Source organism: Cyanobium gracile PCC 6307, from assembly GCF_000316515.1.
In the GTDB taxonomy this organism is placed as follows: domain Bacteria; phylum Cyanobacteriota; class Cyanobacteriia; order PCC-6307; family Cyanobiaceae; genus Cyanobium; species Cyanobium gracile.
On record NC_019675.1, the window covers coordinates 3,192,681 to 3,212,062 of the forward strand.

21 protein-coding genes are annotated in these 19,382 nt (G+C 71.3%); 4 read left to right on the top strand and 17 right to left on the bottom strand.

Annotated features, from left to right (window positions below):
• Genes CYAGR_RS15480 through CYAGR_RS15520 form a run of 9 tightly spaced genes read right to left on the bottom strand, consistent with a single transcriptional unit; the run spans position 1 to position 6,714 of the window.
• Entirely contained in the window at positions 1 to 489 is a 489-nt protein-coding gene (locus CYAGR_RS15480) for a hypothetical protein (protein ID WP_015110785.1), read from the bottom strand.
• 8 nt (positions 490 to 497) lie between these two features.
• Positions 498 to 704, bottom strand: coding sequence for a hypothetical protein (locus CYAGR_RS15485; RefSeq protein WP_043325994.1), 207 nt, complete (start codon positions 702 to 704; stop codon positions 498 to 500).
• Positions 695 to 1,357, bottom strand: a complete 663-nt coding sequence (locus CYAGR_RS15490) for a 5-formyltetrahydrofolate cyclo-ligase (protein ID WP_015110787.1) — start codon at positions 1,355 to 1,357, stop codon at positions 695 to 697. The genes CYAGR_RS15485 and CYAGR_RS15490 overlap by 10 nt, the downstream gene beginning before the upstream one ends.
• Before the next feature lie 44 nt (positions 1,358 to 1,401).
• Positions 1,402 to 1,884: a crossover junction endodeoxyribonuclease RuvC gene (gene ruvC / locus CYAGR_RS15495; RefSeq protein WP_015110788.1), complete on the bottom strand. Its 483-nt coding sequence runs from the start codon at positions 1,882 to 1,884 to the stop codon at positions 1,402 to 1,404.
• 24 nt (positions 1,885 to 1,908) lie between these two features.
• Positions 1,909 to 2,994: a magnesium chelatase ATPase subunit I gene (gene bchI, locus CYAGR_RS15500; protein WP_015110789.1), complete on the bottom strand. Its 1,086-nt coding sequence runs from the start codon at positions 2,992 to 2,994 to the stop codon at positions 1,909 to 1,911.
• Positions 2,991 to 4,478, bottom strand: a complete 1,488-nt coding sequence (locus CYAGR_RS15505; RefSeq protein WP_015110790.1) for a DUF3370 domain-containing protein — start codon at positions 4,476 to 4,478, stop codon at positions 2,991 to 2,993. Before CYAGR_RS15505 ends, bchI begins: the two co-directional genes overlap by 4 nt.
• Complete coding sequence (locus CYAGR_RS15510; RefSeq protein ID WP_051017156.1) at positions 4,478 to 5,539, bottom strand: serine hydrolase; 1,062 nt, start codon at positions 5,537 to 5,539, stop codon at positions 4,478 to 4,480. The genes CYAGR_RS15505 and CYAGR_RS15510 overlap by 1 nt, the downstream gene beginning before the upstream one ends.
• Before the next feature lie 30 nt (positions 5,540 to 5,569).
• On the bottom strand, positions 5,570 to 6,319 hold the full coding sequence (locus tag CYAGR_RS15515) for an RNA methyltransferase (RefSeq protein ID WP_015110792.1): 750 nt from the start codon (positions 6,317 to 6,319) through the stop codon (positions 5,570 to 5,572).
• Entirely contained in the window at positions 6,316 to 6,714 is a 399-nt protein-coding gene (locus CYAGR_RS15520) for a c-type cytochrome (RefSeq protein ID WP_043327427.1), read from the bottom strand. The genes CYAGR_RS15515 and CYAGR_RS15520 overlap by 4 nt, the downstream gene beginning before the upstream one ends.
• A gap of 126 nt (positions 6,715 to 6,840) precedes the next feature.
• Here CYAGR_RS15520 and petG point away from each other — a divergent pair, with 126 nt between their 5' ends.
• Complete coding sequence (petG, locus tag CYAGR_RS15525) at positions 6,841 to 6,954, top strand: cytochrome b6-f complex subunit V (protein WP_015110794.1); 114 nt, start codon at positions 6,841 to 6,843, stop codon at positions 6,952 to 6,954.
• Positions 6,955 to 7,156: 202 nt separating this feature from the next.
• Here petG and rsmD read toward each other — a convergent pair whose 3' ends face one another.
• The 7 genes from rsmD to CYAGR_RS15560 all read right to left on the bottom strand — a co-directional run bounded on the left by rsmD (position 7,157) and on the right by CYAGR_RS15560 (position 13,113).
• Positions 7,157 to 7,762: a 16S rRNA (guanine(966)-N(2))-methyltransferase RsmD gene (gene rsmD, locus CYAGR_RS15530; protein ID WP_015110795.1), complete on the bottom strand. Its 606-nt coding sequence runs from the start codon at positions 7,760 to 7,762 to the stop codon at positions 7,157 to 7,159.
• Entirely contained in the window at positions 7,759 to 8,382 is a 624-nt protein-coding gene (gene hisH, locus CYAGR_RS15535; RefSeq protein WP_015110796.1) for an imidazole glycerol phosphate synthase subunit HisH, read from the bottom strand. The genes rsmD and hisH overlap by 4 nt, the downstream gene beginning before the upstream one ends.
• The gene (locus tag CYAGR_RS15540) at positions 8,379 to 9,353 is read right to left on the bottom strand and encodes an LOG family protein (RefSeq protein ID WP_245552549.1); all 975 of its coding nucleotides are present in this window, start codon (positions 9,351 to 9,353) and stop codon (positions 8,379 to 8,381) included. The genes hisH and CYAGR_RS15540 overlap by 4 nt, the downstream gene beginning before the upstream one ends.
• A gap of 121 nt (positions 9,354 to 9,474) precedes the next feature.
• The gene (gene trxA / locus CYAGR_RS15545; protein ID WP_015110798.1) at positions 9,475 to 9,798 is read right to left on the bottom strand and encodes a thioredoxin; all 324 of its coding nucleotides are present in this window, start codon (positions 9,796 to 9,798) and stop codon (positions 9,475 to 9,477) included.
• Positions 9,799 to 10,036: 238 nt separating this feature from the next.
• A complete protein-coding gene (locus CYAGR_RS15550) occupies positions 10,037 to 11,200 on the bottom strand; it encodes a GuaB3 family IMP dehydrogenase-related protein (RefSeq protein WP_015110799.1) in 1,164 nt (387 codons plus the stop codon).
• A gap of 72 nt (positions 11,201 to 11,272) precedes the next feature.
• Positions 11,273 to 11,887: a CAAD domain-containing protein gene (locus CYAGR_RS15555; protein ID WP_015110800.1), complete on the bottom strand. Its 615-nt coding sequence runs from the start codon at positions 11,885 to 11,887 to the stop codon at positions 11,273 to 11,275.
• A 71-nt stretch (positions 11,888 to 11,958) separates the two neighbouring features.
• Entirely contained in the window at positions 11,959 to 13,113 is a 1,155-nt protein-coding gene (locus CYAGR_RS15560; RefSeq protein ID WP_015110801.1) for a homocysteine biosynthesis protein, read from the bottom strand.
• A gap of 33 nt (positions 13,114 to 13,146) precedes the next feature.
• Between CYAGR_RS15560 and gyrA the strand changes: the two genes are divergently transcribed.
• Entirely contained in the window at positions 13,147 to 15,837 is a 2,691-nt protein-coding gene (gyrA, locus tag CYAGR_RS15565) for a DNA gyrase subunit A (protein WP_015110802.1), read from the top strand.
• A 77-nt stretch (positions 15,838 to 15,914) separates the two neighbouring features.
• Positions 15,915 to 17,171: a lycopene beta cyclase gene (gene crtL / locus CYAGR_RS15570; protein ID WP_015110803.1), complete on the top strand. Its 1,257-nt coding sequence runs from the start codon at positions 15,915 to 15,917 to the stop codon at positions 17,169 to 17,171.
• Here the strand turns inward: crtL and mqo are convergent.
• On the bottom strand, positions 17,168 to 18,655 hold the full coding sequence (mqo, locus tag CYAGR_RS15575) for a malate dehydrogenase (quinone) (RefSeq protein WP_015110804.1): 1,488 nt from the start codon (positions 18,653 to 18,655) through the stop codon (positions 17,168 to 17,170). The genes crtL and mqo overlap by 4 nt on opposite strands.
• A 102-nt stretch (positions 18,656 to 18,757) precedes the next feature.
• Between mqo and CYAGR_RS15580 the strand changes: the two genes are divergently transcribed.
• Positions 18,758 to 19,378, top strand: a complete 621-nt coding sequence (locus tag CYAGR_RS15580; RefSeq protein ID WP_245552550.1) for a PAP/fibrillin family protein — start codon at positions 18,758 to 18,760, stop codon at positions 19,376 to 19,378.
• Positions 19,379 to 19,382: the final 4 nt, after the last annotated feature.

The window sequence follows — 19,382 nt, forward strand, 5'->3', positions numbered from 1 at the left end:
TCAGGATCGCTTCCCACGACGTGCGGCAAGGCCCAGCCCGCCGATCAGGGCGAGGCCGGTGAGGGCCCAGGGGAGCGGACCACTCCAGCGGTTCAGACGACGGACCGGCCCGCCGGCATCACCGGTGAGGCTGCCGGGCGCGGGGAGTCGCCCGGCATCGTCAGGCGAGAGATAGTCCCGGTGCCCAGGCCCGGCATCTACCTGGATCTCCCAGTCGTTGCGGGCCCCCGGCGGAAGGGTGAAGGTGAGGCGCCCATCGGGGCCTGTCTTGCCGATCGCGATGGCTTCACCCCCATCAGGAGGCAGCAGCCGGACGGTGGCATCACGGGCTGGATCCCCACTGGAAAAGTGGCTCTCAAGCTCCAGTGTCCCGCCAGCGGCGGAAGGGAGATAGTCGAGGGTGCTCTGGATGCCGTGGGCCCAGGCGACGGGGGCCATGAAGGCGGCGGCCCCACCCAGGAGGGCCAGAAACACGAAACGACGCGCCATGGGAAACCTCAGGAGGCTTTCCAGCGACTATCCCGCATTTTCCCCACCTGGACCATCCGGGCCATCGAGCTCACCATCATCGAGAGGGCGTTGTTGTCGTCGCTGCGGTTATGAAGCTCTGCCGCCAGCACCCGTTCGGCGGCGGTGAGAGCCAGGCTGCCGTCGCTCCGGCCCGGCTGAGTCAGGGATCGGAGGCCTCTGGAGGTCAGGTCCAACAACGCAAAGGATGACTGAGTTGATCTTGGCAAAGGGCGGTCGCTACTGCTTTCAACGGCCCCGTTGGTTCATGGGTTGCAATGTTTTCTGCCGCCGGCCCGATCCAATGCAAGCCCTCCTCATCGAGCCAGCCAGAAAATGGAATGTCCCAGGGATCCAAGGGCAGGGTGGCGGCGACGCAGGCCGCCGGCAGAACCGCCAGGGCCGGCACGGCCCGCCAGCGGGGATCGGCCCGCAGCCGGTCGTACCAGCCTCCGCCCGATCCGAGCCGCAGCCCTGCGGGTGACACCGCCAGCGCCGGCACCAGCAGCAGGGCTAGGGTCTCCGGCTCCAGCGGGGTGCCCTCCAGCGGTGCGGCGATGCCACAGGCATCGGGGCCCAACGGATCCCCCGGGCTCCAGGGGAGATAGATCAGGCCTGCTCCGGGGCGGACGGCGGGCAGGGCCATGGGCCAAGGCGCCTGCTCCGCCAGGATTCTCAGGTCCGGCTCCTGGGTCAGGGGCCAGTAGAGCCCCAGGTGCCGGCCGGGGGGCACCCGGCCAGGCAGTTCCCTGCGGGCGACCGCCACGATGCCGGCGGTCGCCTCCGGAAGGCTCAGCCGGCGTGTCCGGCGAAATCTTCGCCGCAGCTGGGATTTCTCGGACCCCTCCATCCCAGGAAGCATGGCTGTCGATCAGGATGGCCCATCGGCGGCCCTCACCGCTGAAACCACCCCGTCAATGCCACTGCCAGGGCATCGGCGGCGTCGTCGGGGCGGGGGGGGTGCTCCAGGTCCAGCTCCCGCATCACCGCCGCCAGCACCTCGTCTTTCTCGGCGTGGCCGGAGCCGGCCAGGGCCAGCTTGATCTGCATCGGCGGGAACTCCACCACAGGAACGGAGAAGCGGGCCAGGGTCATCATCACTACCCCCCGGGCCTGCACCACCGCGATCGTGGTGCTGGAGCGGTAGAAGAAGAACTTCTCCACCGCCGCCAGCTGGGGGCGCCAGCGGCGCACGATCACCCGCAGATCGCGGGCGATCTCCACCATCCGATCCCCGTCGCTGCGGCCGGGTTCAGTGCGGATCATGCCGCAGTCGAGCAGGCGCTGGTGGCCGCCTCCCGCGCCGGAGCGACCTTCCACATCGATCACCCCGTAGCCGACGCGCGCCAGCCCGGGATCGATGCCAAGGATCCTCACGCCACTCTCCTCACGCCACGCCCCTCACCCCGCCAGGGCCAGCTGGAAGGCGGAGGGGTCGCCGGCGGGGCGGTCGAACACCTTGCAGAACGTCTTCACCACCCGCTCGCCGGAGTCGATCTGCTCGAGGGGGTCCTTGCGCAGCCGGTGGCGCAGGCAGCAGGCCACCACCCGGGCCACGTCGTCGTCGCTCACCTCCTGATGGCCCTCGAAGGCCGCCAGGGCCCGGGCGGCCCGGTTGGTGACGATGTCGCCCCGCAGGCCGTCCACGTCCAGTTCGCCGCAGACCGCCGAGATGCGGATGCGCAGATCGTCGTCGATGGCCACCTGGGGCAGCCGCTCCTGGGCCTCCACCACCCGGGCCTGCAGGGCTTCCTGGGCGGTCTGCAGCCGGTCGCTGAAGCTGTCGGGGTCGGCATCGAAGCTGGTGCGCTGGTCCACCACCTGCACCCGCAGCTCCGGATCGCGCACGGTGCGCACCTCCACGCTCATGCCGAAGCGATCCAGCAGCTGGGGGCGCAGTTCCCCCTCCTCCGGGTTGCCGGAGCCGATCAGCACGAAGCGGGCCGGGTGCCGCACCGAGACGCCCTCCCGCTCCACCGTGTTCCAGCCCGAGGCGGCCGAATCCAGCAGCACGTCCACCAGGTGGTCGTCGAGCAGGTTCACCTCATCCACGTAGAGCAGGCCCCGGTTGGCCTTGGCCAGCAGCCCCGGCTCGAAGGCGCGCACGCCCTCGCTGAGGGCCTTCTCGATGTCGATCGTGCCGCAGAGGCGGTCTTCGGTAGCGCCGAGGGGCAGGTCGACCATCGGCACCTGGCGGGCCTCCACCGGCAGCTGTTCGCCCCGTTCGGCCCGCTGGCGCACCTCGCTGCTCTGCAGGTCGGGGTCGCTCGGCGAGCTGTTGTAGGGGTCGCCGGCCACCACGTCGATCGCCGGCAGCAGATCGGCGAGGGCCCGGATGGTGGTGGATTTGCCCGTGCCCCGGTCGCCCATGATCATCACCCCGCCGATGCGGGGATCGATCACGTTGAGCAGCAGCGCCAGCTTCATCTCCTCCTGCCCGACGATGGCGGTGAAGGGGAAGACCCTGCGCTTCCTGGTTGGCGTCACGGACGGCTTGCGGGCGGAGCCTCGGATTGTTTCACAGCCGCCCCCGGAGCCGTTTCTGGGGCCACCGGCTTCGCCACCGGAATCAGCGACAGCACCTGGGGCGGGGTGGCATCGGCCGGGTAAATGAGCCGCACCCGCAGCTGCCGTTCCTGGCCGGGGCGCAGGCTGACCGTGCCCAGGGGCGGGCCCTCCTGGCCGGCCCGCAGCACCAGGTGGAAGCGGCGCCGTCCCCCCGGGCCGCCGGCGGCGTTGTCGAGGCCGCTGACCTCCACGGTGCCCCGGAACATCACCGCCCGTGCCGGGGTGGTGTTGAAGCGCAGGCCGCCCAGGGGCTGGTCGGTCTTGATCGGCGATTCCAGGGCCACCGCGAGCTGCACCGGCCGGGGGGTGTCGTTGCGCAGCGGCAGACTGAGGTCGTAGGCGACGCCGTAGTTGCCGTGGGCCGCCCAGGCGGTGCCCGGATAGAAGGCGCGCAGGGGGGCGGTCTGCACCTGGCCGGTGCCCAGGGTGCCCCGCTCCAGGGACGCGATCGGCCAGGAGATCGGTGCCCGGCCCACCGAAAGGGTCGTCCGGCCAGGATCGGTGATCCGCCCCACCCAGGCGCTGCCCTCCTGCACCCCGCTGACGCGGGAATAGATCATCGGACCGCTGGCGCCCCGGGGGCTGGGGCTGTGCTCCCTGGGGCTGAGGCCGCCCTGGAGCAGGCGCTGCCAGACGGCGGGATCCGGCGGGCGATCCACGGGGCCGAAGGCGGCCAGAGTGGCCACATCCACCGGCCCGTCGCTGTTCAGGCGCAGCTGCAGGTTGAGGCCGTTGAGCAGCGGATCGAGGCCGCGCACCGGAAGCGGCAGCACCATCAGGGTGCTCAGCTGCCCCGACGGCAGGGTCCAGCCCTCGGGCACCAGCGGGCTGCGCTGCCGGGCCAGCAGCTCGGTGGCCACCCTGCTGCCGGGGCCGGCCCAGATCGGGGTGCTGCCCTGCTCCATCAGGGCCGGCAGGGGCAGGAAGGGGGCCGAGGGCTGGTCGGGGTTCACCGACTGGGACAGGGCGGTGGAGCCCGCCACAGTCCGCAGCTTCACCGGGACTTTGCCCCGCGGGGCCGCCACCACCGCCAGCCAGAGGGTGGAGTCGAGGCTTTCGGGGGTGCCGGCGTAGATGTGATGACTGAACAGCTCGAAGGGGCCGCTGATGGCTGCGTTCAGGTGCGCTGACGGCACGCCCAGGGGGCGCCCGGCGTAACCCCGCTGGCCATCGAAGGTGGACAGCAGGATGCCGGGCCCCTTGATCACCTCGGGGTTGTTGTCGTTCACCATCGGTACGGCGTCCAGCCGGCCCGGCAGGGGGGCCACCGTCCCCGGGCGCAGCACCGGTGGCGTCGGGGCGGGCTGGGGCGCTGGGGCGGGCTGCGGCTGGGCGAGCAGGGGGCCGCCCAGGACGGCCAGAGCCAGGGCGGGCAGAACCAGGGCGCGGATGGTGGTGTTCATCAGCGTTTGACGAGGGTTTTGGTGACGGCCCCGGCCATCGCCCGGATCAGCTCGGCGGAGCGGGGATCGTTGAACGGACCCTTCACCATCACGGCCAGGACGGCCCGCTGACCGTTGGGCATCTGGATCAGGGCGGTGTCGGAGTAGGCGATGCCGATGTCGCCCGTCTTGTTGTAGACGGTGATGCCCTCCGGCAGCAGCTCGCTGTCGGGATCGGAGGAGTCCTTGCCCAGGCCCATCAGTATCCCGAGCGGGATCAGGGTGTTGGTGCGGGAGGTGCCCATGATTTCCCGGAAGAGATCCCGGGCCCGGGGGGTGAGCTTGTCGCCGGTGTCCACCAGGGCGATGGAGCGGGCCAGATCGCGGGAGCTGGTGGTGTTGGTGCCATCCAGGTCCGGGAGCCAGTTGTTCACCACCGTGGCCGTCAGACCGAGGCTGCGGAAGCGGCTGTTGAGCTCGGTCTTGCCGCCCAGGCGGCGGATCAGCAGGTTGGTGGCGGTGTTGTCGCTCACCCGGATCATCTCGGTGGCCGCCTCGAAGAAAGGGAAGCGGGTGCCGAGGGGCTTGTTGGCCATCCAGCCGGCGCCGCCGCCCACCACCTCCTTGGTGAGCGGCATGGGCTCGTTCCAGCGCAGCTTGCCGCGGTCGAGATCCTCCAGGCCCGCCAGGAGGATCGGCACCTTGATCGAACTGGCCGCCGATAGGGGCAGATCCGGCTGCAACTCGGCGTAGCGGCCGTCATCGAGCACCAGCAGGAAGCCACTGGCGGTGAGACCCTTCTGGGCCGCCGCCAGCCGTGCCCACTGCTGGCTGAGGCCGACGAGTTCCTGGCGCGGTTCGAACCGTCCCAGGGCCATGGGGCCGCTGCCGGGTTTCGTCGCCACCGGTGCCGCCGGTGCCGGCGTGCCGAGCGCCCCCTGGACCAGGCGCGGCGCCATCAGCTTGAGGGCGGTGCCGACGATCACCCCCAGACCCACCCCGAGCACGATCAGCCGCAGCACCAGCCCCACCGGGCGGAGCCAGGGGTTGCTGCGGGGACGGGATGGACGGCCAGCGCTCACGGAAGCAGGACGTTGGGGCGATGTCCGACGCTAGTGGTCCTGGGAAGAAGGGAAAGGGCGACGGCTCGCCCAGCGCAACTGGCACACCATGCCCCGCAGCAGGGCCACCTCCGGGCCACTGACCTGGCCGCGCTGCAGCAGGGCCCGCAGCTTGGCCATCCGGGCGGCGGCGGTGTGGGGCAGCAGGAAGCCGACCTCCAGCAGCAGCTCCCGGGCGTCGTCGAGCATGGCCTCCAGCACTCCCCGAGGGCAGGGGCCTTCCCCGGCGGCAGCCGGCGGGGGCACCCGCGCCGGGCCCCGGCGCCCGAGGCGGTGCAGGTCGTGCAGCACCACCGCCACGGCATGGGAGAGGTTGAGGGAGCCGTGGGGGGTGGGGGTGGGAATCTGCAGCAGCCGGCCCGCCTGCAGCAACTCGTCGTTGCTCAGCCCTCGGTCCTCCCGGCCGAACACCAGGGCCGACGGCAGGGCCACCTCGCCGGCCAGCAGCCAGGCCAGGGCGTCCTCGGGGTCCTCCAGGGGCAGGGGCTCGCCCTCCGGACGGCCGCTGGCGGCCACCACCCGCCCGCAGTCGGCCAGGGCGGCGGCCAGGGTGGGAAAGACGGTCGCCTGCTTCAGCAGGGGCAGACCCTTGACGGCCATGAGACGGGCTTCCTCGCCGAGGGGATCGCAGCGCGGAGCCACCAGGCGCAGATCCTCGATGCCGTAGCTGCGGCAGAGCCGGGCCACGCTGCCCACGTTCAGGGGGCCGGCCGGTTCCACCAGGACCAGCTTGGGGTTCAAGGCAGGGAGTGCAGGAAGGCCAGCAGATCGGCCATGGCCTGGGGTTCGGGCTGGAAGCTGGGCATCGGCGGGGTCCGGCCGCTGACCACCTGCTGGATCAGCTGGCGATCGTTCTTGCGCCGATCGACGCCGTGCAGATCCGGGCCCACCAGCCCCTGGGCGGCCAGGCCGTGGCAGCCGGCACAGTTCAGCCGGAACAGGCGGCCCCCGTCGGTGGCCGAGCCGGTGAGCTCCAGGGTCTGGCGGGTGTAGGGATCGCTGCGGGCCGCCGGCAGCACCACCACCGCCAGCAGCAGGATGCAGGCCACTGCCGCCAGCGTCGCCAGGGCCGCCGCGAGGCTGCGGCGCTGGGCTGGGACCTGTTCACCCCCGACGGAGGGTTGCTCACCCCCGATGGGGGCAGAGGGCGTCGCGGCGGCCGGGGTGGTGGAGGACGGACTGATCACAGTGCTGGGGTGGGGCTCGCGGTGCCGGCGGTGGTCGTGGAAGAATTGTGCATCGCCAGAACTGACGGCCCCTCCATGATCGAACCCCTCCTCTGCGGCATCGTGCTTGGACTGATCCCCGTGACGCTCGTGGGTCTGTTTGTGGCGGCGTGGAATCAGTACCGCCGGGGAAGCGCTCTGGGGGGCTGAGCGTCCGTTTCAGCACACCCTAGCCAGTCCGGCTGCCCCAGATACGGCGCCGGGGGCCGGAACCACGCCGGCGTCGATCGCACCGCCCATCCAGCCCTGGACGGGGATGGCGAGCCGACCCAGGCTGGCTGGCTTCCATCCCTGCCCTGGAGGTGGGGGCCAGCCATCGAGCCGCAACACCGCCCCACGTCAGGTCGGCCAGCTAGTCCCGACCGGCAGCGGTGCCCTCGCCTGGGCCGCCGGCGGTGGCCTCCACCTCCAGCAGAACCACCGTGGTTCCGCCGTAGCGGCGTTGATCACGTCCGTGCCATCCCGGCGGCAGCTCCGGCACGGCGTCACTGGCGCACTCCCACACCAGAATTCCCCCGGGAACCAGCCAGCCTCCGCTGAGCACCGCCGCCGCGATCGGCCCGTACAGGCCGGCGGCGTAGGGCGGATCGGCGTAAATCAGATCGAAGGAGGCCTCGCCGCGGCGCGTCAGCCAGCGCAGCACCTCGTCGCCGTCAACGCGGCAGCGGGGGGCGGTTTCCGGCGACGCCGGACGGTCCCGTCGCACAAGCTCCAGATTGGCCCGGGCCACGGCGGCGATGCGCCGATCCCGCTCCACGGCCACCACCTCGGAGGCGCCACGCTGCAGGGCCTCGCAGGCCATCACGCCGCTGCCACAGCAGAGATCCAGCCAGCGGCTGCCGGGGACCCGGGTGGCCAGCAGGTTCATCACCGCCAGCCGCACCCGGGCGGCGGTGGGGCGGGCGGTGCTGCCGGGGGGGCTCTGCAGCCGGCGCCCGCCGCTCAGCCGCAGCGTCACAGAGAGCTGACCCAGTCGATCCAGCGACGCAGCATCGCTTCGCCGACGGGGCCGGACTTCTCTGGGTGGAACTGGCAGGCGGCGATGGTCCCCTGCCAGACCGCCGCCGTCACCGGGGTGCCGGCGTAGTCGACGAGGGCCGTGGTGGACATGGCCTCGGCCGGCTCGGCGGCGAAGGAGTGCACGAAGTAGACCCAGGCTTCCGGGCTGGCGGCCGGCAGCAGCGGGCTGGCGGTGGCTGGGATCAGTGGGGCCCAGCCCATGTGGGGCAGGGGGTGGCCCGTCAGCCGCGGCAGGGAGCGGACGCGGCCGGCCAGCACGCCCAGCCCGTCGGTTCGGCCCTCCTCACTGGCCTCGAACAGCAGCTGCAGGCCCAGGCAGATCCCCAGCAGCGGGCGGCCGCTGGCGCAGGAGCGGCGCAGGGCCTGCTCCAGCCCCGCCGAGCGCAACCGCTCCATGGCCGGATCGAAGGCGCCGACGCCCGGCAGCACCAGGGCGTCGCAGGCCTCCAGATCCGCCGGGCCGTGCACGCTCACCAGCTCGGCACCGAGCCGCCCGAAGGTGCGCTGCACCGAATGCAGGTTGCCCATGCCGTAGTCGATCAGACCGATGCGGGTCATGGCTGGCTGACGCTCGGGACCCGCTCGGCCGGATGTTCCAGGGCCGGTGAGGCCGGCAGGTCGAGGCCATTGAGGTGGTCGATGAACTGATAGAGCCGGCCGACGCGGCGCTTGTCGAAGCGCAGCCACAGGCACGGCCGCAGCAGGCCGTTGTCGTCGACACTCTCGCCGGTCTGGATGGCGCCCTCCTCCAGCAGATCGGCGAAGCGTCGGTTCAGCTCCGGCAACAGGGCACGGGGCACCTCGGCGTTGAGCAGCAGCTCGATGCGGTCCTGGCCCAGCTGGGCGCTGTGGAACACCCGGTAGAACCGGCAGATGTGGGCCACGGCCTCCTCGGCATCGGAGGCTTCCACCATCAGATCCACGTCCTCCGGGGAGATGAGCCCCCGGGTGGCGAGTTCCTGATGCACGTTGCGTTTCCAGACCTTCCAGAAATCGTCGCCGTCCGGGGAGAGCAGCACCAGGGGAATGGGCGAGGTGCGTCCGGTCTGGATGAGGGTGAGGCACTCGAAGAGTTCATCGAGGGTGCCGAATCCCCCGGGCATCACCACGAGCGCATCGCTCTCCATCAGGAAGAACAGCTTGCGCGTGAAGAAGTAGCGAAAGTAGAGGAGGCGCCCGTCGCAGGCGCTCACGTAGGGATTGGGATGCTGCTCGAAGGGCAGATCCACGTTGAGACCGATGCTGTGGTCACAACCCGCGCCGCTGTTGGCGCCCTCCATCACGCCCGCCCCGGCTCCGGTCATCACCTCGAAGCCGGCCTGCACCGCCTGGCGGGCGACCTCCTCGGCCAGCACGTAGCAGGGATCGTCAGGGCGGGTGCGGGCGGAGCCGAAGACGCTGATCTTGCGGGCGCTGCGCCTGGGGCGGAACACCTCCAGGGCTTCGCTGATGTCAGCCAGACAACCGGCGATCAGCCGCCACTCCTCCTCCTCCTTCTCCTGGCGCGCCACCTGCAGCAGGGAGACCACGGCGCGCTCAATCTGGCGGCGCTGGGGGTGGCCGCGAAGAGCTTCGGCAAGGGCCTGAAGAGGACTGATGCCCGCCGCCGGCGGGGGATTCGGGGAGAGGGGCGGCGTCAGCGGAGCTGTGTCAGAGGTATTTGGAGATGGTGCCCGACAGGGTGTTCTTGGGAACGGCACCGACCACGGTGTCGACCTTCTGGCCACCCTTGAAGAGCATCAGGGTGGGAATGCTGCGGATGCCGTACTGGCTGGCGACGTTGGGATTCTCGTCGGTGTTCAGCTTGTAGACGCGGATCTTCCCCTCGTATTCCTTGGCGATCTCATCGACGATCGGCGCCACCATGCGGCAGGGGCCGCACCAGGGTGCCCAGAAATCAACCAGCACGGGCACATCACTCTTGAGCACGTCTTGCTCGAAGGAGGCGTCGGTGACGGCAGCGGCGCTGGACATTCCTTGCAGACTCGGGATGTAGTGAATCTAGCAACCGGGTTCGGCCACTCTTCCCGGGAATGGGGGCCAGCGTTGCAGGCCGTAGCGGAAGCCAGGGCCGCCGGGAGGTGGCGGCAGAAGACAAAAAGCCCGGACACGCCGGGCCGGGGGGTGTGAGGAGTGTGCGAGCCGGAGCCCCCACATCCAGAGGTTAGCCCCCATCTCGCCTTGAGGCCGTGGCGTCCAGACCTGGGACGACCTACTTGCCCATGCCCAGCTGCTGGGCCTTCTGGTAAACCTTGCCCTCGGTCAGCAGGGATGGCGCCACCACCACCTCCACCTCGCGCATTTCCTTGAGGGTGCGGGCCCCCAGGGTGCCCATGGAGGTGCGGATGCAGCCCAGCAGGTTCTGGGTGCCGTCGTCGAGGCCGGCCGGGCCGCGCAGGATCTTCTCGAGGCTGCCGGTGGTGCCCACCTTGATTCGGGTGCCACGGGGTAGCACCGGGCTGGGGGTGGCCATGCCCCAGTGGAAACCGCGGCCGGGGGCCTCGGCGGCCCGGGCGATGGGGGAGCCGATCATCACTGCATCGGCCCCGCAGGCCAGACACTTGCAGATGTCCCCACCGGTGACGATGCCGCCGTCGGCCACCACCGGCACGTAGCGGCCGCTCTCCCGCTCGTAGTCATCCCGGGCGGCGGCGCAGTCGGCCACGGCGGTGGCCTGGGGAATGCCGACGCCGAGCACCCCCCGGGACGTGCAGGCGGCGCCGGGGCCGATGCCCACCATCACCCCGGCGGCCCCCGCCCGCATCAGCTGCAGGGTGACGTCGTAGGTGACGCAGTTGCCGATCACCACCGGCACGCCGAGGTCGCGGCAGAGGGCGGCCAGGTCGAGGGTCTGGCGGCCTTCGGGGCCGATGTGCTCGGTGGAGACCACCGTGGCCTGCACGAAGAACAGGTCGGCGCCCGCTTCCGCCACCGCCGCCCCGAAGCGCAGGGCGGCCACCGGGGTGGCACTCACCGCCGCGATGCCGCCGCCCGCCTTGATCTCGGCGATCCGCTGACGCACCAGCCCCTCGCGGACCGGCTGGCTGTAGAGCTCCTGCATCAGGCCCACGAACTCGTCGCGGCCCACCGAAGCGATCTTTTCGAGCACCGGCTCGGGATCGTCGTAGCGGCACTGGACGCCTTCGAGGTTGAGCACCCCGAGCGCCCCCAGCCGGGTGAGCTCGATGCACATGCCCACATCCACCACCCCGTCCATGGCGCTGGCGATGATCGGGATCTCCCGCTGGATCCCCCCCAGGCTCCAGCTGCTGTCGGTCACCTCGGGATCGACGGTGCGACCGCCCGGGACCAGAGCGATCTCATCGATGCCGTAGGCGCGGCGTACGGTCCGGGAGCGACCGAGCTGAATGTTCACCGTTGGACGGACACAGTGGGCACAAACTATCAACCGGTCCGCGACGGCCCCGCCCCGTGCCCGTGCCCAGGATCACTCCCGGCCGCGGAAGTCGTTCCAGCGGCGGCTCCAGTCGGCGAAGACCTGCTCCCGGTCGCTCTTGCGCACCAGCCGCGTGGCGGTGAAGCGGACCGCGGCGATCAGGCCCACGAGCTCCAGCAGGCCGCCCACCAGGGGCAGGCTGTCGAGGGTGCCGATCAGGGAGGCGTAGACCCGCAGCAGCAGCACCACCCCGATCAGGATCGCCAGCCCCTTGAGCGGGCCGCGGAAGCGCTGCCACTGGGCCTGCAGTTCGCCGCTGCCGAGCCAGTCCTTGATCTTCTGCAGCAGCAGCTCGAACTCGCCGCCGCCTTCGGCGCCCGGCTCGGCGGAGCCCTCCAGGGGGGGCACCTCCAGGGTGGCGGTGATGCCGGGTTCCGGCTCGCTCACGGGTGCCGGCACCGGCGTCGGGATCGCGCTGTCGGCTTCGGCCAGGGGCTCGAAACCGGCCAGGACCGGTTCCGGCTCCGGTTGCGCTTCGGGCTCGGGGGCCACGTGCTCCGGCTCAGGGGTCACGGTCGGTTCCGTCGCCCACGGCTGCGCCGAAGGTCCGTTCTCCTGGGGCTCGGGGCTGGAGGGGGGCTCGGGGCTGAAGGGGGTCTCGGCCATGGCAGGCGCCGGAAGCTCACGGCGGAGCTTACGGCCGTTTTCTCCCGTCGCCCCGGAGGTGTGCAGGGTGTTCAGCTGTCGAGGGGAATCAGCCCGCCGCGGCCCGAGAGGGGTCGGACCGGGAGACGGAGCGGAAAGCGGCCGTCCTGGAGCCAGGTGATCAGCTCGGCGCCGATCGCCTCGGCCAGCCGTGGGCTGTGGGCCGGAGCGGCGGTGACGCGGCGTCCCTCCAGCTGGATCCGGCCGGACCTGAGCCGGGCGTAGCTGACCGAACCGAGGCGGGGCCGCAGGCGACGCGGAATCGAGACATCCAGCACCGGCGCCTCCAGGTCCTCGTCGCCGCAGGCGGCCTGGCGGGCCACCGCTTCGTTGATCAGGGGGATCGGAGCCGCCAGGCCCACCAGCAGGGCGGCGCCGTGGCCCTCGAAGAAGCAGGGCCGCAGCCATTCGGGCCGCAGACCGTGCAGATCCACGCTCACCGCCGCCACCGCCCCGGGGCTGAGGGCGTGGCCGGCGGCGGAGCGGGGCACGCCGGGCTGGTGGCCGCTGCCGCTGCCCACCACCCAGCCGATGGCCCCCGCCACCAGCACCGGTGAGCCCGGCCCCAGCAGGGCCAGCCCCGGCATGGTCAGGCCGATGCTGCCGGCGCCGCCGCAGCTGTGCAGGGCATTGCCGAACGGTCCCAGCACGGGGCCCCACGGGCTGCGCAGCACCCCTTCGGCGCTGCTCACGGCCACCAGGCCGTTCTCGGTGATGCCCCGGTGCAGCAGCAGCCGGCCGGAGCCGATCCGCTCCAGATCCAGCTGGGCCTGCAGGTCCCGGCGGGGATGCAGGGCGGTGATCTCCCCGGTGGCGGCAAGGGTCACGGTCCCGCCCCGGAGCAGCCGGTCGAGCAGGTGGGCTCCCCCTTGGCGCTGGGCTTCCCCGAGCCCGCCACCGATGGGCAGCACCAGATCGCCGCCGCCGCCGCCGCTCTGGGCGCCGAGGGACTCCAGCTGGGCGTCCCGGAAGCGGATCGGCGGATCGCTGGGGCCGATGTTGAGGTGCAGGCTGCCCTGATCGGTGAATTCGGCATTGGCGGCTACCACCACGTCGGTGGCGTCGTAGGCCTCCGCCAGCCCGGCCTCGGCCACCAGCCGGCGGAAGTCGGCGGCGGCCCGCACCCGCAGCACCCCCTTGCGCTGGCGCTGGCGCAGGGCCGATTCACTACGGGCCGGCAGGGTCATCGATAGAGTGGGTTGTGCCCCATACGGTCTTGCATGGCGGATCCAACCGGACCCGGTGAATCCACCCCCGGCGACTCCGACGGACGGATCATCCAGACCGACCTTCGCAACGAGATGTCGCGCTCCTATCTGGAGTATGCGATGAGCGTGATCGTGGGCCGGGCCCTGCCCGATGCCCGCGACGGCCTCAAGCCGGTGCACCGGCGCATCCTTTACGCGATGTACGAGCTCGGTCTGACCAGCGATCGGCCGTACCGGAAATGCGCCCGTGTGGTGGGGGAGGTGCTCGGCAAGTACCACCCCCATGGCGACACGGCCGTCTACGACGCCCTGGTGCGCATGGCCCAGGACTTCTCCATGCGCATGCCCCTGATCGACGGGCACGGCAACTTCGGCTCGGTCGACAACGATCCGCCGGCCGCCATGCGGTACACGGAATCGCGTCTGCAGGCCCTGACCACCGACAGCCTGCTCGAAGACATCGAAGCCGAGACCGTCGACTACATCGACAACTTCGACGGCTCCCAGCAGGAACCCACCGTGATGCCGGCCCGGGTGCCGCATCTGCTGCTCAACGGCTCCTCCGGCATCGCCGTGGGGATGGCCACCAACATCCCCCCCCACAACCTCACCGAGCTGATCGACGGGCTTCTGGCCCTGATCGACGATCCTGAGATCGAGGACCGGGCCCTGATGGCGATCATCCCCGGCCCCGATTTCCCCACCGGGGGCCAGATCCTCGGCCGCCGCGGCATCCGCGAGACCTACACCACCGGCCGCGGTTCGATCACCATGCGCGGCGTGGCCTCCATCGAGACGGTGGAGGCCAAGGGCCGCCCCGATCGGGACGCGGTGATCATCACCGAACTCCCTTACCAGACCAACAAGGCCTCCCTGATCGAGCGCATCGCCGAACTCGTCAACGACAAGAAGCTGGAGGGCATCGCCGACATCCGCGACGAAAGCGATCGCGATGGCATGCGCATCGTGATCGAACTGCGCCGCGATGCCTACCCCCAGGTGGTGCTGAACAACCTGTTCAAGCTCACGCCGCTGCAGAACAACTTCAGCGCCTACATGCTGGCCCTGGTGAAGGGCGAACCGGTGCTGCTGACCCTCAGCAGGATGCTGCGGGTGTTCCTCGAGTTCCGCATCGAGACGATCGAGCGGCGCACCCGCTATTTCCTGCGCAAGGCGGAGGAGCGCGACCACATCCTGCAGGGTCTGCTGCTGGCCCTCGACCAGCTCGATCCGATCATCGCCCTGATCCGGGCCGCCCCCGACACCGCCACCGCCCGGGTCCAGCTGCAGGAACGCCACGGCCTCAGCGAGATCCAGGCCGACGCCATCCTGCAGATGCAGCTGCGGCGCCTCACGGCCCTGGAGGCCGACAAGATCCGCCTGGAGCACGACGACCTCGTCGCCAAGATCGCCGACTACAAGGACATCCTCGGCCGCAAGGAGCGGGTGCTGGGGCTGATCCGGGAGGAGCTCCAGGTGCTCCGCACCCGTTACGACTCCCCCCGCCGCACCGAGATCCTCGACCTCGAGGGCGGGCTGGAGGACATCGACCTGATCGCCAATGAGCGCTCGGTGGTGCTGCTGACCGAGAACGGCTACCTCAAGCGGATGCCGGTGAGCGAGTTCGAGGCCACCAGCCGCGGCACCCGCGGCAAGGCCGGCACCCGCAGCCAGGGCGAGGAGGCGGTAAAGCTGTTCATCAGCTGCAACGACCACGACGCCCTGCTGCTGTTCAGTGACCGGGGGGTGGTGTATTCCATCCCCGCCTACCGGGTGCCGATCTGCAGCCGTTCCGCCAAGGGCACACCGATCGTGCAGCTGCTGCCGATTCCGCGGGAAGAGGCCATCACCTCCCTGCTGGCGGTGAGCGCCTTTGACGACGACGTCCAGCTGGTGATGCTCACCAGCGGCGGCTACATCAAGCGCACCCGTCTGTCGGCCTTCAGCAACATCCGCTCCAACGGCCTGATCGCCATCTCCCTCGAGGATGGCGACGCCCTGCGCTGGGTGCGGCTGGCCCTCCCCGGCGACAGCGTGCTAATCGGCTCCCTCAAGGGGATGACGATCCACTTCCGCCTCAGCGACGAGGAGCTGCGCCCCCTGGGTCGCAGTGCCCGCGGCGTGCGGGCCATGAACCTGCGACCCGGCGACGAACTGGTGAGCATGGATGTGCTCACGGCGGAACTGGCCGACCGTGTCGCCAGCACGGCCGAGACCGGCCTTGACGACGAGGAGGGTGATGAGGTGGCCCCCAGTGAGGGCCCCTGGGTACTGGTGGCCAGCGCCAGCGGCCTCGGCAAGCGGGTGCCGGTGGATCAGTTCCGGCTGCAGCGCCGCGCCGGCATGGGGCTGCGGGCGATCAAGTTCCGCCGCGACGGCGACGTGCTGGTGGGCCTCAAGGTGCTCGGCGCCGGTGAGGAGCTGCTGCTGGTGAGCGAGCGGGGGGTGATCGTGCGCATGAAGGCCGACGCCATTCCCCAGCAGTCCCGGGCGGCTACCGGTGTGCGGCTGCAGAAGCTGGATGCCGGCGATCGCCTCACCGAGGTGGTGCTGGTGCCGCCGGCCGCTGAGGAGGAGGAGGAGCCCGCCGATGCGGGGGAGGCCACTGCGGTGGCCAGCGAAGCCAGCCCGGACATGGGTCCTGAAGCCACGGCGGATGCTGCGGCCGAGCAGGAGGCCACCGACGAGCCCACCGACGACTGAATGCCTCCGGCCGTCTCAGCGCTGGCCCAGGGCCCAGAGCAGCAGCATTTCGTAGCCTCGCATGGCTGTGGTGCAGGATGAGCCCTCTCCGTACCGGCGAGATGGCGAGGGATGTGCTGGTGCTCGGCGGCGGCCCCGCCGCCCTCTGCATCGCGGCGTCCCTGGCGGACGAGGGGCTCGCCATGGCGTTGCTGGCGCCCGACGATCCGCGCGCCCCGTGGCCCAACACCTATGGGATCTGGGGAGACGAGGTGGATGCCCTGGGCCTGGGCCATCTGCTGGAGCACCGCTGGAGCCATACGGTCAGCTACTTCGGCGCCGGTGATCCGGACCCGGGCGCGGCGGCCAACCGCCCCACGGCCCACGGCCGCGACTACGGCCTGTTCGATCGAGAGGCCCTGCAGCGGCACTGGCTGGAGGGCTGCGGACGCGGCGGGGTGGAGCTGCTCCAGGGTCTGGCCAGCAGCTGCGACGCCTCCGGGGCGTTGAGTGTGGTGGAGCTGGCGGATGGGCGCCGGCTGCAGGTGCGGCTGGTGGTGGACGCCACCGGCCATCAGCCGGCGCTGGTGCAGCGACCCGACCGGGGCCCGGTGGCCGGCCAGTCGGCCTACGGCGTCATCGGCCGCTTCTCGGCGCCGCCCGTCGAGCCCGATCAGTTCGTGCTGATGGATTACCGCAGCGACCACCTCAGCGAGGCGGAGCGGGCCGGGCCCCCCACCTTCCTCTATGCCATGGACCTGGGCAGCGGTCGCTTCTTCGTCGAGGAGACGTCGCTGGCCCTGGCCCCCCCGGTCCCGTTCGAGGTGCTCCGGCAGCGCCTGCACCGGCGCCTGGCCCAGCGCGGCGTGCAGGTGCTGGCGGTGGAGCACGAGGAGTTCTGCCTGTTCCCGATGAACCTGCCCCTGCCGGATCTGCAGCAGCCGGTGCTGGGCTTCGGGGGGGCGGCGTCGATGGTGCACCCGGCCTCGGGCTACATGGTGGGCGCCCTGCTGCGCCGGGCTCCGGCGGTGGCGGCGGCGGTGGCGGCGGCGATGGCCGACACCACGGCACCTTCGCAGGTGCTGGCCCGTGCGGGCTGGCAGGCCCTCTGGCCCCCGGAGCTTCGCAGCAAGCACGCCCTCTACCAGTTCGGGCTGGGCAAGCTGATGGGCTTCTCCCAAGCCGAGCTGCGCCAGTTCTTCGCCAGCTTCTTCTCCCTGGGTGGCCCTCAGTGGTATGGCTTCCTGACCAACACCCTGACGGTGCCGCAGCTCCTGGCGGCCATGCTGCGCCTGTTCGCCCTGTCCCCGTGGTCCGTCCGGGCCGGCCTGCTGCTGCCGCCGCGCCGGCCCTAGGCCGGCGCCGCCAGCCCCAGCACCTCGGCGCTCTCGCTGCGGATCCGCCGGCAGAGGTCGGCATCGTCGCGGATCGAGGCGCCGTAGGAGGGCAGGATCCGCTTCAGGGTGGCCTGCCAGCCGTCGGGCAGCGTCTCGCGGAAGCAGGAGTGGAGGATCTCCAGGGCGATCGCCACGGCGGCCGAAGCGCCGGGGGAGGCCCCCAGCACGGCCACCAGGGAGGTGTCGGCGGCATGCACCACCTCGGTGCCGAACTGGAGCACCCCGCCGCGCCTGGCATCGGCCTTGATGATCTGCACCCGCTGGCCGGCCACCGCCAGGGTCCAGTCGGAGGGGCGGGCGTCGGGATAGAAGTCGCGCAGGGCGGCGAAGCGCTGCTCGGCGCTGGCGAACACCTGGCCGATCAGGTACTCGGTCAGGGGCAGGTTGTCCCGCGCCACCGCCAGCAGCGGCAGGAGATTGCCGGCCCGCAGGGAGCGGGGCCAGTCGCAGAGGGAGCCGCTCTTGAGGAACTTGCTGGAGAAGCCCGCGTAGGGCCCGAACAGGATCCACTGACGGCCGTCGACAAGGCGCGTGTCGAGGTGGGGCACCGACATCGGCGGTGAGCCGGCGGCGGCCATCCCATAGACCTTGGCGTGGTGGCGGCTGGCCAGGGCGGGGTCGCCGCAGCGCAGCCACAGGCCGCTGACGGGGAAGCCGCCGTAGCCGCGCCCTTCCGGGATCCCCGATTTCTGCAGCAGGGTGAGGGCGCCGCCGCCGGCCCCCAGAAACACGGTGCCCGTATCGATCAGCCGGGTCTCCCCGGTGGTCCGGTCGCGGGTCTCCAGGCGCCAGCCACCCTCCGGCCGCCGCCGCAGCGACTGCACCGCCGTGGAGAACCGCGCCTCAAAGGCCCCGCTGGCCCGCAGGTGATCCAGCAGCTGGCTGGTGAGGGCTCCGAAGTTCACGTCGGTGCCGGCGGCGATGTGGGTGGCGCCGATCGCCTGGGCGGGATCCCGTCCTTCGATCAGCAGCGGTGCCCACGCCGCCACCTGGGCGTGGTCTTCGCTGTAGGCCATCCCCGCGTAGCAGTGGTGGGCCGCCATCCGCCGGTGGCGCTCCCGCAGGTAGGCCCGCCGCTCCTCCCCCAGCACGAAGCTCATGTGGGGGACGCCCTGGATGAAGGCCCCGGGGGAGCCCAGGGCCCCGTCCCGCACCAGATGGGTCCAGAACTGGCGCGAGAGATCGAAGGCTTCGTTGATGTCGAGCGCCTTGGCCAGGCTGATCGAGCCGTCCGCCGCCATCGGCGTGTAGTTGAGCTCGCAGTTCCCCGCGTGGCCCGTGCCGGCGTTGTTCCAGGCGCTGGAACTCTCCTGGGCCTCCCGGGGGAGGCCCTCGACGAGCAGCAGGCTCAGGTCCGGCTGCAGCTGCCGCAGCAGGGTGCCGAGGGTGGCGCCCATGATCCCCGCCCCGACCAGGGTCACATCGACGGTGGTCAGCGTCACGGGGTCAGCGGTGGGGTCGGTTCGGCGAGCGGGCCGGGCGACACGGTATCCGATGGCCGTCGGCGCCTGGCAGCATGGATCCTGATGCGCCCCGTGCCGCGGGTGAGAGCAGTGACCCAGGCTCCCCCTGCCACCCCCGATGGCCCGGCCGCTGCCGCCGGCGGGGCCCCGGCCTGCCGCCAGGAACTGCTGAGGTTGCTGCGGGGTGGATCCCCCGGCGCTGCCCCCCCGGCCGCCCGGCGGATCGAGGCCCTGATCGGGCGGCTGGAACTCCTGCTGCCCGCCGATCTCAGGTCCCAGGCCGCCCAGCTGGCGGGCGTGTGGGAGCTGCGCTGGAGCAGCAGTTCCCAGCCCTATCTGGCGGTCAGGCCCTGGCTGGAGAATCTGCAACTGCTCGATCCGGCCGGCGGCCGGGCCCTCAACCTGCTGCGGCCGGCCGGGCCCCTCGGGCCCCTGGCGGGGATCGCTGTGCAGGCCAGCATCGCCGTGGCTTCCGAGGCCCCCCACCAGCGGGTGTCGGTGCGCTTCGAGCGTGGCGGCTGGCGGGGGCCCCGGTTCGGCGATCAGCGGCTGGAGCTGTTCCGGCAGGTGCGGCAGAGCTTTGCCGCCTGGCTCGATGTCACCGTGCTCGATGACGAGCTGCGGGTGAGCCGCGGCCAGAATGGCACCCTGTTCGCCCTGGTGCGGAGAGCGGACCTCGAGCTGGCGGCGTTTCTGGACTGAAGGG

Excerpts from the sequence above, each read along its gene's own strand:
- CYAGR_RS15490 (WP_015110787.1), bottom strand. The coding sequence starts at position 1,357 with ATGGAGGGGTCCGAGAAATCCCAGCTGCGGCGAAGATTTCGCCGGACA.
- CYAGR_RS15560 (WP_015110801.1), bottom strand. The coding sequence starts at position 13,113 with ATGACCCTGCCGGCCCGTAGTGAATCGGCCCTGCGCCAGCGCCAGCGC.
- trxA (WP_015110798.1), bottom strand. The coding sequence starts at position 9,798 with ATGTCCAGCGCCGCTGCCGTCACCGACGCCTCCTTCGAGCAAGACGTG.
- crtL (WP_015110803.1), top strand. The coding sequence starts at position 15,915 with ATGAGCCCTCTCCGTACCGGCGAGATGGCGAGGGATGTGCTGGTGCTC.
- petG (WP_015110794.1), top strand. The coding sequence starts at position 6,841 with ATGATCGAACCCCTCCTCTGCGGCATCGTGCTTGGACTGATCCCCGTG.
- CYAGR_RS15480 (WP_015110785.1), bottom strand. The coding sequence starts at position 489 with ATGGCGCGTCGTTTCGTGTTTCTGGCCCTCCTGGGTGGGGCCGCCGCC.
- CYAGR_RS15555 (WP_015110800.1), bottom strand. The coding sequence starts at position 11,887 with ATGGCCGAGACCCCCTTCAGCCCCGAGCCCCCCTCCAGCCCCGAGCCC.
- hisH (WP_015110796.1), bottom strand. The coding sequence starts at position 8,382 with ATGACCCGCATCGGTCTGATCGACTACGGCATGGGCAACCTGCATTCG.
- gyrA (WP_015110802.1), top strand. The coding sequence starts at position 13,147 with ATGGCGGATCCAACCGGACCCGGTGAATCCACCCCCGGCGACTCCGAC.
- CYAGR_RS15505 (WP_015110790.1), bottom strand. The coding sequence starts at position 4,478 with ATGAACACCACCATCCGCGCCCTGGTTCTGCCCGCCCTGGCTCTGGCC.